Consider the following 13,089-nt stretch of genomic DNA (forward strand, 5'->3'; position numbering starts at 1 on the left):
TGCCACGCGTACCGCCGAAGCCGACGGGCGCGAGCCTGCGGATGCGGCCGGGGACTCAGGCGCTCTGGCCCGGCCGGCGCGCGGAGTTGTAGTAGACGAAGGTGAACTTGCCGATGCGGACCTCGTCGCCGCCGTTGAGCCGCGCCGAGTCCACGCGGTCGCCGTTGACGTAGGTGCCGTTGAGCGAACCCTGATCGACGATCTCGAAGCCGTTCTCCCGACGCAGGAAGCCCGCGTGCTTGCGCGAGACCGTGACGTCGTGCAGGAAGATGTCCGAGCTGGGGTGGCGGCCGGCGGAGACCTCATCCGTGTCCAGCAGGAAGCGGGAGGCGCGGGCGCCGTGCTCGACCGTCTCCACCAGGAGGGCGGTGCGCGGGGGCAGGGCCTCGACCGCAGCGCGCTCCTCGGCGCTGAGTCGGTGGTTGGCCTCCCGAGACAGGACATCGGTGACGACCTGGATGCTGGTGGTCTCGGGGCCGGCGGAGGGGGCAGTGCTCTCGGACGGCGTGCTCATGGCTTCCGTGCTCCTCGGTCGAAGTCGTGCTCGCAGGCTCTCAGGCCGACGAGTGGGGATCGGCCCGCGAGCCGCCTGCCGGAGGTGTGCTCCGCAGCCCCCGGCGCATGACGCAGATGCGGATGATCACCGGACAGTCTAGTCATGTCCGGGGCATGCTCTGATCATCGAGGGGAAGGATGGTGAACGCCTCCCACACGGGACGCAGGAGGCTGTCGCCCGTGGGTGCCGGCATGCGCATCTCCTCGCCGTCGCGCACGGCCACGAAGAGCCGGGCCAGAACGTCGATGGGCAGCTTCAGCTGGATCCCGTGCGCCTGGACGTGGCCCAGCGCCTCCTCGGCAGCGCCCAGCAGACGCTCGTCCTGATCCTCGACGACCCGGCGCATCTCCTCGCTGCGGCGAGAGGCCAGGTGCATCTCGAGCCGGAACAGGTGCCACTCGGAGTCGCTGGAGACCCCGGAGATCGAGTCGATGACCCAGCGCAGAATCTTGTCGAAGGGCACGCCGGCATCGAGCTGCTCGACGACGCCCTGTGAGAGCAGCTCGACCAGCCGGTCGACGTGATCCACGTAGATCGCCGCGGCCAGCTCCTCCTTGGACTCGAAGTTGCTGTAGAAGGCGCCGCGGGTGAACCCGGCCGCCGAGCAGATCTGTGCCACACTGGCACCGCCGATCCCCCGCTCCACGAAGACCCGGGGCGAGGCCTCGATCAGTCGCCTTCGGGTCTGGGCACGAGATCGCTTGGCAACCTCTGTGCCGCCTTCCGGCCATGCGTCGTGCATCTCACGTCCCTTCGAGTCCCATCGGTGCAGTCCTCGAGTGTAGCGTGGATATCAGATATTCAATACATAGGTGTATTGAGAAGTTCAGAATCTTCCGATCCAGGAGCACGTCATGCCCTCTTCCCCCAGACTGGAGGCCGGTCGGCCCGTCGTCCGGGCGCTGCCGCGGACCGTTCGCTGGCTGCTGCCGCCGCTGGTCATCATGATCATCGGCTTCCTGGGCGTCCTGCTCTACATGGGCGGACTGGGCTCGCCTCAGCAGAACCTGCACGAGTTCCCGATCGCCGTGGTGAACGAGGACGAGGGAGCCCAGATGCCCGGCCCCGACGGCTCGCCCACCGACGTGCAGATGGGCCAGGAGATCGCCGAGGAGATCGTCGCCCAGGGCGAGGACAGCGATGAGGTGGACTTCCGCTTGCTCTCCCGCGAGGACGCCGAGGACGCCCTGAAGAGCGGCGAGGCCTACGGCGCGATCGTCGTGCCCTCGGACTTCAGCCAGCGCTCGACCGCGCTGATCAGCGCCTCGCTGGGCGGCGACGGCGACGGCCAGCAGCCGGTGATCGACATCGTCACCTCCCCTCAGGCCGGGTCCATGACCTCCCGGCTGGCCACGGGCGTGATGGATCCGGCCGTCTCGTCGGCGTCCTCGAGCCTGGGCGAGCAGCTGCTGCCGAGCGCGCAGAACCAGATCCAGCAGCTCGAGAAGGCCGACGGCCCGACCCCGAGCCTCACCACGGTCGCCGAGTCGACGCTCAGCGATCCCATCATGGAGAACCAGACTGCCTGGGAGGAGCTGCCCGACGGCGTCGCCCTAGGCATGGGCCCCTTCTACTGGGCCATCGTGGCGCTGGTCGTCGGACTGTCCGGCTCGGTGGCCGTCTCGACCCTGGTCGACGGCCTCAACGGCGTGGCCCCCTGGGAGATGGGCCCGTCGCTGACCTACTACGCGCCCACCGGGATGTCCCGGCTGGCGACCTTCGCGCTCAAGCTCGGCATCGTGATCATCGGCGCAGCTGGGGCGTCGGGCCTGATGATGCTGGCCGGGGCCATAGTGGATGTCCCCATGCCCAACGGGGGCACACTGTTCCTGGTGACCTGGCTGGGGATCGTGACCTTCGGCGCTGCCACGCTGTCGCTGATCACCGTGATGGGCAGCGCCGGCATGCTCGCGGCCATGTTCTACCTGGTCTTCATGGGCCTGCCCTCGGCCGGGGCCGTCTCCCCGCCCGAGGCCCTTCCCGGGTTCTTCCACGGCCTGTCGTCCTGGGAGCCGCTGCACTATCTGTGGCTGTGCACGCGCGACGTGTTCTTCTTCGACGCTCGTGCGGACGCGGGTCTCGGCACCGGCGTGCTCGGCCTGCTGGGTGTGCTCGCGGCATTCGTCGTGCTGGCGGTGCTCATCAGCCCGCTGTGGGATCGGATCGCGGGTCGCCGCGGCCTCATCCACGGCAAGGGCAAGCACGCCGCTGTGTGAGCACAGCGGACCTCCGGCAGTCTGGCCGGGGCCTTAGGATCACGGCGGGCACGCAGCAGCGTGCCCGCCGTCCTGCGTTCTCGAGCCGAGGAGCCCCATGAGCGAGTCCAGCCCCGATCCGTCCAGCGCCGCGCCCTCCCATGATGGGCTCGTGCGCGGCGACGACGGGCTCGTGCGCCCGGAGTGGGCTGCCGCCAGCCCCCTGCTGCAGGAGTACTACGACACCGAGTGGGGCATGCCGATCCGCGATGAGCAGGGTCTGTTCGAGCGGCTGAGCCTCGAGGCCTTCCAGTCCGGGCTGTCCTGGGCCACGATCCTGCGCAAGCGCCCGGCCTTCCGCGAGGCCTTCGCCGGATTCGACCCGGAGGCCGTGGCCGCGTTCGGCGACGACGACGAGGCCCGGCTGATGGCCGATGTCGGCATCGTGCGCAATCGGGCCAAGATCCGGGCCACGATCACGAACGCGCAGGCCACGGTCGCCCTGCGCGAGCGCGGCGGCCTGGGGCAGCTGATCTGGTCCTTCCAGCCCGAGGCCACGCCGCAGCCGCGCAGCATGGCCGAGGCGCCCACGCAGTCCCCGGAGTCGAAGGCGATGTCGAAAGCCCTCAAGAAGGAGGGCTTCGTGTTCGTGGGCCCCACGACCATGTACGCGCTGATGTCGGCGATCGGGGTGGTCGACCTGCACCCGATGGGCTCCCACCGACGGGGCAGCTCGGGGATCTGGCCGGCCTGAGCCGCGCTCCTGCGGCCCCGCTCAGTGCTGCACGTACTGCGCCAGGTGCTGGCCCGTCAGCGTGGACGCGTCCTCGACGAGCTGGCGCGGGGTGCCCTGGAAGACCACGCGCCCGCCCTCGGTGCCGGCGCCGGGGCCCAGGTCGATGATCCAGTCGGCATGGGCCATGACCGCCTGATGGTGCTCGACCACGATGACGCTGCGCCCGCTGTCAACGAGCCGGTCGAGCATCGCCAGCATGGCCTCCACATCCGCCAGGTGCAGGCCGGTGGTGGGCTCGTCGAGCACGATCACCCCGCCCTTCTCCCCCAGGTGCGTCGCCAGCTTGAGGCGCTGGCGCTCACCCCCGGACAGCGTGGACAGCGGCTGGCCGACCCGCAGGTACCCCAGGCCGACATCGTCGAGCCGCTCGAGGATCCGCTGGGCCGCCGGGACCCGGGACTCGGAGGCGGTGAAGAACTCGAGGGCCTGGGCGACCGACATGGCCAGCACCTGCGCGATGTCCTTGCCGCCGAAGGTGTGCTCGAGCACGGAGGCGTCGTAGCGCCGGCCCTCGCACAGATCGCAGGTCGCCGAGACCGAACCCGCGAGCGCCAGATCCGTCTCGATCACTCCGGCGCCGCCGCACTGCGGGCAGGCGCCCTCGGAGTTCGCGGAGAACAGGGCAGGCTTGACCCCGTTGGATTTGGCGAAGACCTTGCGGATGGGCTCCAGCAGGCCCGTATAGGTCGCGGGGCTCGAGCGCCGGGACCCGCGAATGGGCGTCTGATCGATGCTCACCACGTCGTGGCGATCGCGCTGCTCGGACGGCATCGAGCCGTGGATCAGGGACGACTTGCCGGACCCGGCCACGCCCGTGATGAGGGTGAGCACGCCCAGGGGGATCTCGACGTCGACGTCGCGGAGGTTGTGGGCATCCGCCCCGCGGATCTCGAGGGCGCCGGTCGCTCGGCGGACGTCGTCCTTGAGCCGTGCCCGGTACCCGACGTGCCTGCCGGTGAGCGTCTCGGAGGCTCGCAGGTGCTCGAACGTGCCCTGGAAGGTGATCTGCCCGCCCTCGGTGCCCGCGCCGGGTCCGAGATCAACGATGTGGTCGGCGATGCGCATGACCTCGGGCTTGTGCTCGACGACGAGCACCGTGTTGCCCTTGTCCCGGAGGCTGAGCAGGAGCCGGTTCATGCGCTCGATGTCGTGCGGGTGCAGGCCGGTGGTGGGCTCGTCGAAGACGTAGGTCACGTCCGAGAGCGCCGAGCCCAGGTGGCGGATCATCTTGGTGCGCTGGGACTCGCCTCCCGAGAGGGTGCCGGCGGCCCGGTCCAGGGACAGGTAGCCCAGGCCGATGTCGATGAACGAGTCCAGGATCTGCTGAAGCGACTCGAGCAGCGGCCCGGCCGAGGGCAGGTCGCGGGTGCGGACCCACTCGGCGAGCTCGGTGATCTGCATCCGGCACAAGTCCGCGATCGACTTCCCGTCGATCAGCGACGACAGCGCCGCCTGCGCCAGCCGAGTCCCGCCGCACTCCGGGCACGTCGTGAAGGTCACCGCCCGGTCCACGAACTCGCGGATGTGGGGCTGCATGGACTCCCGGTCCTTGGACAGCATCGAGGAGCGGATCTTGGGGATCAGACCCTCGTAGGTGGTGTTGATGCCGCGGAACTTCAGGCGCACGGGCTCGTGATGCAGGAAGTCGTGCAGCTCCTGATCGGTGTAGTCACCGATCTTCTTGGCCGGATCCAGGAACCCGGATTCGGCGTAGTAGCGCACGGACCAGCCGCCGGCCTTATAGCCGGGGACCGTGATGGCTCCCTCGTCCTCGAGCGACTTGGACGGGTCGTAGAGTTCGCGCGGGTCCAGGTCCGAGACCGTGCCGCGACCCTCGCACCTCGGGCACATGCCGCCGGTGCGGGTGAACGAGCTCAGCTTCTTCTCCTGCTTGCCCTTGGCCACGGTGATCGAGCCCTTGGCCGTGACCGACGCAGTGTTGAACGAGAACGCCGGGGGCGGCCCGATGTGCGGGTCGCCCAGCCTGGAGAACAGGATCCGCAGCACCGCATGGGCGTCGGTCGCGGTGCCGACCGTAGAGCGCGGATCCGAGCCCATCCGCTCCTGATCCACGATGATCGCCGCGGTCAGCCCCTCCAGGACGTCGACATCTGGGCGGGCCGTGGAGGGCATGAATCCCTGCACGAAGGAGCTGTACGTCTCGTTGATCAGCCGCTGGGACTCGGCCGCCACGGTCGAGAACACGAGCGAGGACTTCCCCGAGCCCGAGACGCCGGTGAAGACCGTGAGGCGGCGCTTGGGGATCTCGATCGAGATGTCCTGCAGGTTGTTCTGCCGCGCGCCGAGCACGCGGATGACCTCATGGGCTCGCTCGGCGGTGCTGTCCTGGCCGCTGCCGGCGGCGTCACGGGGGGCTGGATCGCTCATGAGGCACCAGAGTACGGAAGGCTCACAACGATGCGGCTGGGCACGCCACGGCGCAGCTCGACGCGCGAGGCGCGCCACCGCGGCACCCCTCGGAGACGACGCGGACGGCGTGGCCCTCGCTGGCCGAGACGCCGAGCTCGTGCCTAGCCTGGCGGGATGCGCACTCTCGAAGACCTCCGCCGCGAGCTCGCCCGCATGGACGGGCGCGGCTACCCCGCCTACCGCGACCTGCAGGGTGCCTGGGACCTGGGCCCGGCAGTGCTGCACGTCGATCATGTGCAGTCCGACCCGTATGCGCCGCCGTCGAAGATCCGGCTGGTGCTGGATCGCGCGGACACCGGTGTGCCGGGCGACCTGGTGCGCGAGCACGCCCAGAGGGTGGCTGCGGGCGATCACCTCACACGGCTGTTCTGCGACGCGCTGCGACGGGTCGGCCCGAGCGGTCGCGACAAGGCCGCCGGCTCCCTGCGGATGATGGTCCCGGGCCAGCAGGTCCTGGAGCGCACGGCCGTGCTCGTCGATCCCGAGCACGTGGAGCTGCGGCTGGAGGCCGCCCTGCCGGCCGGCGGGCGACGGATCCGCGGCAGCGCGGCAACCGCGCTGCTGGCCGAGGCCCTGCCGCAAGCGGTCGAGCGCTCGCTGCTGCCCGGCGCCCTCGATGTCGAGGCGCTGCGGCGGCAGGTGGAGCTGGTGCTGGATCAGCTGCACCTGCAGGCGCAGCTGGGGCAGCGCGGGCTGATCGCCTTCGTGGGTGAGGGCTCGATCCTGCCGCGGGCCTCCGGGGACTCAGACCTGCCGCTGCGCCGCGGCGCACAGCCCCTGCAGTGCCCCGAGACCCTGCGCACGAGCTTCGAGCTGCCCAGCGGCCGCTCGGTGACCGGCATGGGGATCCCGGAGGGCATCACGGTCATCGTGGGCGGCGGCTACCACGGCAAGTCCACGCTGCTGCGCGCCCTGGAGCGCGGGATCCATCCGCATATCGCAGGCGATGGACGCGAGTGGGTGCTCACCCGTCCCGACGCCGTGTCCATCCGCGCCGAGGACGGACGCAGCGTGGCCGGCACGGACATCTCGCCGTTCATCGCCGGGCTGCCACAGGGCACCGACACCTCCGCGTTCGTCACCGCCAATGCCAGCGGCTCGACCTCCCAGGCCGCCGGTCTGGTCGAGGCGATCGAGGCGCGCAGCCCTGCGCTGCTGATCGATGAGGACACCTCGGCCACGAACTTCATGATCCGCGACGCCCGCATGCGCGCTCTGATCCCGGCCGATGCCGAGCCGATCACGCCCTTCATGGACAGGATCGGGCCGCTGCACCGCCAGCTCGGCGTCTCGACCGTGCTGGTGGCCGGCGGCTCCAGCGCGTTCTTCGAAGCGGCCGATCATGTGATCGCCATGGAGTCCTACCAGCCGCGCGATGCCACCGCGCAGGTGCGACAGCTGATCGCCGAGCAGCCTGCCGCCCTGGAGGAGGGCGATGACGAGCTGTTCCCCCACGGCGTGGACCGCGTGCTGCCTGCCGGAGCCCTGGGCGCCCCGCGCCGCGACGGCGGCTCCGAGCGCGGCCGACGCGGACGGGGATCGAGCGGGGACGGCGAGCGCCCCAAGCCGTCGCGGGCCCGGGGTCTGCACACGATCCAGCGCGGCCGGGAGGACGTGGATCTCTCGGCGCTCGCCCAGCTCGTGGAGCCGGGGCAGACCCAGGCGATCGCCCTGGCGCTGGATGCCGCGGCCGCGCACCTGGACGGGTCCACGACGGCGGCCGAGGCGGTCGAGCGCGTTCTCGAGACGATCGATCGCGACGGCCTGGACACGCTGTCCGCGCATCGGGGGCATCCAGGCGACATGGCCAGACCGCGTCGCGCGGAGATCCTGGCGGCCCTGGGCCGCTGCCGGAGCCTGGCCGAGCAGACGGGCTGACACCTCCTGCTGGGACCTCCTCACGAGACACGGAGGCCGGGGCCTCCTCAGGTCTCGGCCTCGACGTGAAAGCAAGACTTCGATCGCGTCACGGGAGGCAGCTCCCCCTCAGAAGGAGGCCTCCTCCGCGTGCGGGGGCACCTGCGTGGCGTCGACCCACCGGGCCCACACGACCGATAGCCCCACCAGGATCGCGGTCGCCGGATCGGGATCGCCTCCGGGGTGGGCCTGAGCCAGCGCCTGACCGGCCTGCCCTGCCTCCGGGCCGGTCAAAACCTGAGCCTCGGCATGGGCCTGGATCTCATGACCCTGGCCGTCCACCGCCACGAGCGAGACCTTGGGGTTCGACTGCAGGTTGAGGGCCTTGCGCGATTCCTTCGACGTCCCGAACACGATCAGACCCGACGGCGTGACGGCCGTGTTGACCCACGCGGACTCGGGGAAGCCGCCGTCGACCGGCTCGGTCGCCACGACCACGCCTCCGACGTCCGCGACGAAGGCCGCCAGCGCTGCGGTCGGATTCTCGGTGAAATCGCTCACGGATCCTCCTTCTCGGTGCCGCCGGGGCGGATCCCCCGGTGCGCCCACGCTAGAAGAGGGAGGCCACCGGCTCCACGAGTTCCGGCGAGTTGTTCCGCACGCTGCCCACGGCCTGGCCGACGGGCCTCAGCTCCCACGTGGCCGCCACGGTCTCGTGCTGGGCCACAACGCGCTCGATGAGGGCCTGGGCTCCGTCCTTGTCCTCCGCGGAGGGGTCGAGCCAGGCATCGAGGGCATCGCGATCCATGGCCACCGGGATGCGGTCGTGGATCGCGGCGAGCTCGGCGAGGGTCTCGTCGTCGCTGTCCGGATCCGGGGACTCGGCGGTGAGGATCGAGCACGAGAGGATCCACTGGCCCTGCGGGTCCTGCCACCACTCGTAGAGCCCGGCGAACCAGATGTTCTCGGACTCGCTGGGCGGGTGGATGAAGTACGGCTGCTTGGCCGGAGCGTCCTTGGTGCCCTTGGCGGGCCTGCCATCGGGCCCGAGCCGCTTGCGCCACTCGTAGTACCCGTTGGCCGGGATCGCGCAGCGCCGCTTCTTCACGGCCGCGCGGAAGGACGGCTTCTCGGCGGCGGTCTCCGAGCGCGCGTTGAACATGCGCGCACCCACGGAGATCTCCTTGGCCCACGACGGCACCAGGCCCCAGCGGGCCACGTGCAGCTCGCGCAGCACCTGGCCGTCGTCAAGCCGCTCCAGGACGATGGGCACTTCGGTGGTGGGCGCGACGTTCCAGTTGGCCCGCAGCTCCTCCAGGTCGGCCCCCTGGAAGGGCTCACCGGGCTGGGCATCGACATCGGCCATCAGGTCCCCGGCGGCCCGGGCGATCACATAGCGTCCACACATCAGAAGGCCTGCTCTCTCAAGGATCCGTAGCCCATGTGCCGGGCATACATGCCGTAGACCTTGCGCACCGCGGCCTCGACCTCCGAGACGCGGGTGCCGGGGCGGAGGTCGTCGACGGCCCCGCAGGTGCCGGGATCCCACTGCAGGCCGAGGTCGCGGTAGACATCAGTGAGCACGGAGCGCAGCGGCTCGGACTGCTCCACGACGATCACCGTGGAGAAGTACCACGCATCGGAGACCACGCGCTGGGCGGCACCGGCGAGCTTGATCTGCGCCTGCGCCCGATCGACGGTGCGCCCCGTGCCGTGGACGCTGTGCTCCCCGGGGCAGTACTCCCCCGGCAGCTCGCCGACATCCGCATGGACTTCGAGCTCCTCGAGGGCCGCCACGATCATGTCGCCGAAGAGCTCGAAGCGGTCCTGGATCCCGGCCTTGGGATCCTCCGAGGGCTCGATGTGGTCGATGATCAGACAGCCGCGGTGGTAGGCGGCCGCCCGCCCGCCGACCTTGCGCACGAGCGGGGTGAAGGCGCTGCGCCGCGCGGAGCGCTCCGCTACGCCGAAGCCGGCCAGCAGCTCGTCACGGCGCCCGAAGGCCACCGTGGGCCGGGGCTGGTAGAGCCGCAGCACGGGCTCGCGGCTGGCCCGCACTGCGCCCAGCATCCGCTCGCCGGCGGTGTAGTCCAGCTCCGGCCCCAGGGAATCGCGCTGTCGGATCAGCTTCATGCCTCGTCCTCCGGTCGGTTCGACGCTGCATCGGCCGGTGCGCCGGAGACCATCTCGTGGTGATGGGCCCGGTACCAGGTGGCGAGCTCGCGCGCGGAGATCCGCACCCGCTCGAGCCATTCGAGAGCCTGGGAGTCGGCGTCGTCGGAGACGTGCTTGGCCATGCGCAGGGACACGCCCAGCTCGCGGCAGGCCGTGGCCACCGCGAAGCCCTCCATATCCACCAGGTGGGCCCGCTCGGCCAGGGCATCGCGCACCGGGCCGCCGGCCACGAGCGAGTCGCCGGTGGCCAGCACGGAGCCGTCGCCGGTCTGCCCCAGCTCGGACAGGCGGATCAGGTCATCCGGATCGGAGCCCATGGCGCGCATGAGCTCGGCGTCGACATCCCGGTTGAGGATCTCGGAGGGCTCGCAGACCCCCGACAACCCGGGCCGCAGGCCGCCGCAGCTGCCCAGGTTCACCACCTTGAGCCCACGGCGCTCGGCCGGCGACGGAGCCCGCTCGAGCACCGCACGGGCCGTGACCGCGGCGGCTCGGGACATGCCGATCCCGGTCAGGACGACGTCGGCCTCCGGTGGCAGCTGCGCGGTCTCCGCCGGATGCGCCGCGATGACGAGCACTCGATTCACGCGCCCCACTCTAATGGGGCGCACCCGCGCGGCGGCGCAGGCGTCGTGGTGCTCAGCGCGCCCCGGGCTCGTCGTCGGCCTGCGCGCGATCCTCCCAGTACGTCTGCCCCTGATCGACCACCAGACGACGCCGCGAGTCCGGGAACCCGGTGTGCTCACCCGGCCTCAGGGCCCGTCCCCGCCGCGTCGCCTCCCGGCGGCGCCTGCCTCGGCCGCTCAGCGCCGAGGACGCCCCGTGCGGGCCCGACGATGTGCCGCTGCCCCAGGGGCGGCGCCCCACCAGGGATCCGATGAGGACGCTCAGACCGCCGCCGATCACGAGGGCGCTCAACGCTGTGCCCCACGGGGTGATCGTCCCGACCACGAGGAGGCTGCCGCCGACACCCGCGACCCAGCCGATGGTCAGGAGGCCGAAGCCGACGTCGAATTCCGTCAGCCATCGCGGCTGATTGACGTCCACGAGCGGGGCCAGTGCCGTGGCCAGCATGATGTGCCCGACGGAGGCGCCGGTGAGTATCTGCGGCAGGAAGATCAGCGTGCCGAGCGCAGCCACCGGCGGCACGATGGTCCGCACGACCGGGCCGTGGCTGTCCACCAGGTTTCCCAGACAGGCCACGGCAGCTCCGGCCCAGAAGCACGTTCCGAGCGTGAGGATCGAGTTCACGGTCGCGGCGTCGGAGAGGAACTCCACCCCGGAGAGCGCCGCCATGAACGTGGTCGGAGCCGAGACCTGGGTGGTGCCGGCGGCCAGCGCCACGACCATCCACACCGTCAGCACGGCGAAGGCGATCACCCACGCCCACTTCCGCAGCAGCAGGGGCGCCAGCAGCAGGTCGATCACCGCTATGCACACCGGATAGACCGCGACCATGGCCACGAGAAGCCGGGGAACCGGCAGGGGGCCGTCGCTGAGCAGCTCGGCGACCACCAGGACGCCCGCGGTCGGGATCAGGGTGATGAAGTACGTGCCGATACGTCCCGCCAGGATCCGGGGCCCGACGGGCGGCGGCTGGCTGAGGACGGTGTGGGCGACCAGCATGCCGCTGATGGTCATGGCCGCCTGCAGGCAGATCGTGGCGAAGAGGTAGCTGCGCTCATCGACCTCGGAGCGCCAGGGGGTCCAGGTCCCCGGGGCCCCGCCGGCTGCCAGCGAGGTGCTTGCCATGCACAGCCCGAGCAGGGCCAGCAGGGAGAGCACGTTGCGCGCGCCGAACAGGTTCCGTCGGCGCCGCTCGCCCATCTCCACGACCAGGGGATCCGCATACTCTGAGGTCTCGGTGCGACTTCCGCTCATGCGCAGGTCTCCTTCGGGGGCTCCGCCGCTGCCGTCACAGGGCCTTTGCGGGAGGGCAACAATACCCTGCCGCCTCGGCCCCGCTCAGACCAGGCGGCGCCACCGCCTCAGGGGCGCGGGCGCTGGCCGAAGATCGCGCGCCCCGCCCGCACGCAGGTGGCTCCCTCGGCGATCGCCAGCTCGAGGTCGCCGGACATGCCCATGGACAGCTCGCCATCGCCCACGAAACCCGGGCCGTCCTCGCGCGCCCGATCGCGCAGCTGACGCAGGAGCCGGAAGCAGCCGCGCACCCGCTGCTCGTCCTCGGAGTCCATGGCGATGGTCATCAGCCCCGTGACCCGCAGCGTCTCGAACTGCTCCAGCTCGCTCAGCAGCTCGGGCAGCTGCTCCGGAGCCAGCCCGGACTTGGACTCCTCGCCGGAGGTGTTGACCTGGACCATCACCTCGAGGCTGCGCCCCTCTCCCTGCAGGCGGCGCTCGAGGGCCTCTGCGGTGCGCAGGCTGTCCAGGGACTGCAGCTCGTGAGCGAAGGCCGCCACGTCCTTGGCCTTGTTGCGCTGGAGATGCCCGATCACCGACCAGCGCAGCTCCAGGTCGGCGAGCTCGGCGGCCTTGCCCGCGGCCTCCTGGACCTTGTTCTCCCCCAGCTCCCGGCACCCGGCGGCGACGGCGGCGCGCAGCCGCTCGGCTGGCACCGTCTTGGACACCGGCAGCAGGCGGATGCCCTCCGGATCGCGTCCGGCTTCCCGCGCCGCCGCTGCGATGCGCTCGCGCACGCCCTCGAGGCCGGCGGCGATCTCGCGGACCTGCTCCTGCGCGGAGGAGTCGTGCGTCCGGTGAGGTTGCTGAGTCGTCGAATCCATGAGCCCCACGGTAGGTCACCGTCGGTCGAGCCGCTTCCCCGACCCATGAGTCGGCCAGCGTCTAATTCGATCCATTCGCATCGGATTGTGACGACGCGACCGTCCCCGCTCATCTGCGGACAGATTTCGGCCCAGATGTGATCGACAACACCCGGCAACTCGGGTTGCCCAGTTCAACACACAACTGTTCGGGGGGGGGGCGTCGAGGTCACTGCCCCCCCTCTGTGGTGACGCGTCACCACACTGTGACCTGCGGCATTGATTGCTTTTCAAGCGCTTCGACCTGCCGTGCGCAGCGCGGCGCCGGCGGAGGCTGGCCGCCGGCCGAGGCCAACA

At 70.8% G+C, this 13,089-nt stretch carries 12 protein-coding genes; 3 read left to right on the forward strand and 9 right to left on the reverse strand.

The window, feature by feature from the left end; all coding sequences use genetic code 11:
- Positions 1 to 55: 55 nt before the first annotated feature.
- Positions 56 to 514 carry an FHA domain-containing protein gene (locus M3E84_RS05705; RefSeq protein WP_259895200.1) on the reverse strand — a complete coding sequence of 153 codons (459 nt, stop codon included), beginning with the start codon at positions 512 to 514 and terminating at the stop codon, positions 56 to 58.
- 142 nt (positions 515 to 656) lie between these two features.
- On the reverse strand, positions 657 to 1,298 hold the full coding sequence (locus M3E84_RS05710; protein WP_259895201.1) for a TetR/AcrR family transcriptional regulator: 642 nt from the start codon (positions 1,296 to 1,298) through the stop codon (positions 657 to 659).
- A 112-nt stretch (positions 1,299 to 1,410) separates the two neighbouring features.
- Here M3E84_RS05710 and M3E84_RS05715 point away from each other — a divergent pair, with 112 nt between their 5' ends.
- Positions 1,411 to 2,772 carry an SNG1 family protein gene (locus M3E84_RS05715; RefSeq protein WP_259895203.1) on the forward strand — a complete coding sequence of 454 codons (1,362 nt, stop codon included), beginning with the start codon at positions 1,411 to 1,413 and terminating at the stop codon, positions 2,770 to 2,772.
- A 97-nt stretch (positions 2,773 to 2,869) separates the two neighbouring features.
- Positions 2,870 to 3,505 carry a DNA-3-methyladenine glycosylase I gene (locus tag M3E84_RS05720; protein WP_259895205.1) on the forward strand — a complete coding sequence of 212 codons (636 nt, stop codon included), beginning with the start codon at positions 2,870 to 2,872 and terminating at the stop codon, positions 3,503 to 3,505.
- Positions 3,506 to 3,526: 21 nt separating this feature from the next.
- Here M3E84_RS05720 and M3E84_RS05725 read toward each other — a convergent pair whose 3' ends face one another.
- On the reverse strand, positions 3,527 to 5,935 hold the full coding sequence (locus tag M3E84_RS05725; RefSeq protein WP_259895207.1) for an excinuclease ABC subunit UvrA: 2,409 nt from the start codon (positions 5,933 to 5,935) through the stop codon (positions 3,527 to 3,529).
- Between the two features lie 156 nt (positions 5,936 to 6,091).
- Here M3E84_RS05725 and M3E84_RS05730 point away from each other — a divergent pair, with 156 nt between their 5' ends.
- Positions 6,092 to 7,855 carry an ABC-ATPase domain-containing protein gene (locus M3E84_RS05730; protein WP_259895209.1) on the forward strand — a complete coding sequence of 588 codons (1,764 nt, stop codon included), beginning with the start codon at positions 6,092 to 6,094 and terminating at the stop codon, positions 7,853 to 7,855.
- Positions 7,856 to 7,963: 108 nt separating this feature from the next.
- On the opposite strand, the gene M3E84_RS05735 is transcribed toward M3E84_RS05730, so the two are convergent.
- The 6 genes from M3E84_RS05735 to M3E84_RS05760 all read right to left on the reverse strand — a co-directional run bounded on the left by M3E84_RS05735 (position 7,964) and on the right by M3E84_RS05760 (position 12,753).
- Positions 7,964 to 8,395: a pyridoxamine 5'-phosphate oxidase family protein gene (locus M3E84_RS05735; RefSeq protein WP_259895211.1), complete on the reverse strand. Its 432-nt coding sequence runs from the start codon at positions 8,393 to 8,395 to the stop codon at positions 7,964 to 7,966.
- Positions 8,396 to 8,444: 49 nt separating this feature from the next.
- Positions 8,445 to 9,242 carry an SOS response-associated peptidase gene (locus M3E84_RS05740; protein WP_259895213.1) on the reverse strand — a complete coding sequence of 266 codons (798 nt, stop codon included), beginning with the start codon at positions 9,240 to 9,242 and terminating at the stop codon, positions 8,445 to 8,447.
- Positions 9,242 to 9,967, reverse strand: a complete 726-nt coding sequence (locus tag M3E84_RS05745) for a lipoyl protein ligase domain-containing protein (protein WP_259895215.1) — start codon at positions 9,965 to 9,967, stop codon at positions 9,242 to 9,244. The genes M3E84_RS05740 and M3E84_RS05745 overlap by 1 nt, the downstream gene beginning before the upstream one ends.
- Complete coding sequence (locus M3E84_RS05750) at positions 9,964 to 10,596, reverse strand: nucleosidase (protein WP_259895216.1); 633 nt, start codon at positions 10,594 to 10,596, stop codon at positions 9,964 to 9,966. Before M3E84_RS05750 ends, M3E84_RS05745 begins: the two co-directional genes overlap by 4 nt.
- Before the next feature lie 52 nt (positions 10,597 to 10,648).
- Positions 10,649 to 11,890: a hypothetical protein gene (locus tag M3E84_RS05755; RefSeq protein WP_259895217.1), complete on the reverse strand. Its 1,242-nt coding sequence runs from the start codon at positions 11,888 to 11,890 to the stop codon at positions 10,649 to 10,651.
- A gap of 107 nt (positions 11,891 to 11,997) precedes the next feature.
- A complete protein-coding gene (locus tag M3E84_RS05760) occupies positions 11,998 to 12,753 on the reverse strand; it encodes a YggS family pyridoxal phosphate-dependent enzyme (RefSeq protein WP_311200439.1) in 756 nt (251 codons plus the stop codon).
- Positions 12,754 to 13,089 lie beyond the last annotated feature (336 nt).

It is taken from the genome of Kocuria sp. p3-SID1428 (assembly GCF_025149945.1).
Classification (GTDB): Bacteria; Actinomycetota; Actinomycetes; order Actinomycetales; family Micrococcaceae; genus Kocuria.

Excerpts from the sequence above, each read along its gene's own strand:
- M3E84_RS05705 (WP_259895200.1), bottom strand. The coding sequence starts at position 514 with ATGAGCACGCCGTCCGAGAGCACTGCCCCCTCCGCCGGCCCCGAGACC.
- M3E84_RS05710 (WP_259895201.1), bottom strand. The coding sequence starts at position 1,298 with ATGCACGACGCATGGCCGGAAGGCGGCACAGAGGTTGCCAAGCGATCT.
- M3E84_RS05715 (WP_259895203.1), top strand. The coding sequence starts at position 1,411 with ATGCCCTCTTCCCCCAGACTGGAGGCCGGTCGGCCCGTCGTCCGGGCG.
- M3E84_RS05720 (WP_259895205.1), top strand. The coding sequence starts at position 2,870 with ATGAGCGAGTCCAGCCCCGATCCGTCCAGCGCCGCGCCCTCCCATGAT.
- M3E84_RS05725 (WP_259895207.1), bottom strand. The coding sequence starts at position 5,935 with ATGAGCGATCCAGCCCCCCGTGACGCCGCCGGCAGCGGCCAGGACAGC.
- M3E84_RS05730 (WP_259895209.1), top strand. The coding sequence starts at position 6,092 with ATGCGCACTCTCGAAGACCTCCGCCGCGAGCTCGCCCGCATGGACGGG.
- M3E84_RS05740 (WP_259895213.1), bottom strand. The coding sequence starts at position 9,242 with ATGTGTGGACGCTATGTGATCGCCCGGGCCGCCGGGGACCTGATGGCC.
- M3E84_RS05745 (WP_259895215.1), bottom strand. The coding sequence starts at position 9,967 with ATGAAGCTGATCCGACAGCGCGATTCCCTGGGGCCGGAGCTGGACTAC.
- M3E84_RS05755 (WP_259895217.1), bottom strand. The coding sequence starts at position 11,890 with ATGAGCGGAAGTCGCACCGAGACCTCAGAGTATGCGGATCCCCTGGTC.
- M3E84_RS05760 (WP_311200439.1), bottom strand. The coding sequence starts at position 12,753 with ATGGATTCGACGACTCAGCAACCTCACCGGACGCACGACTCCTCCGCG.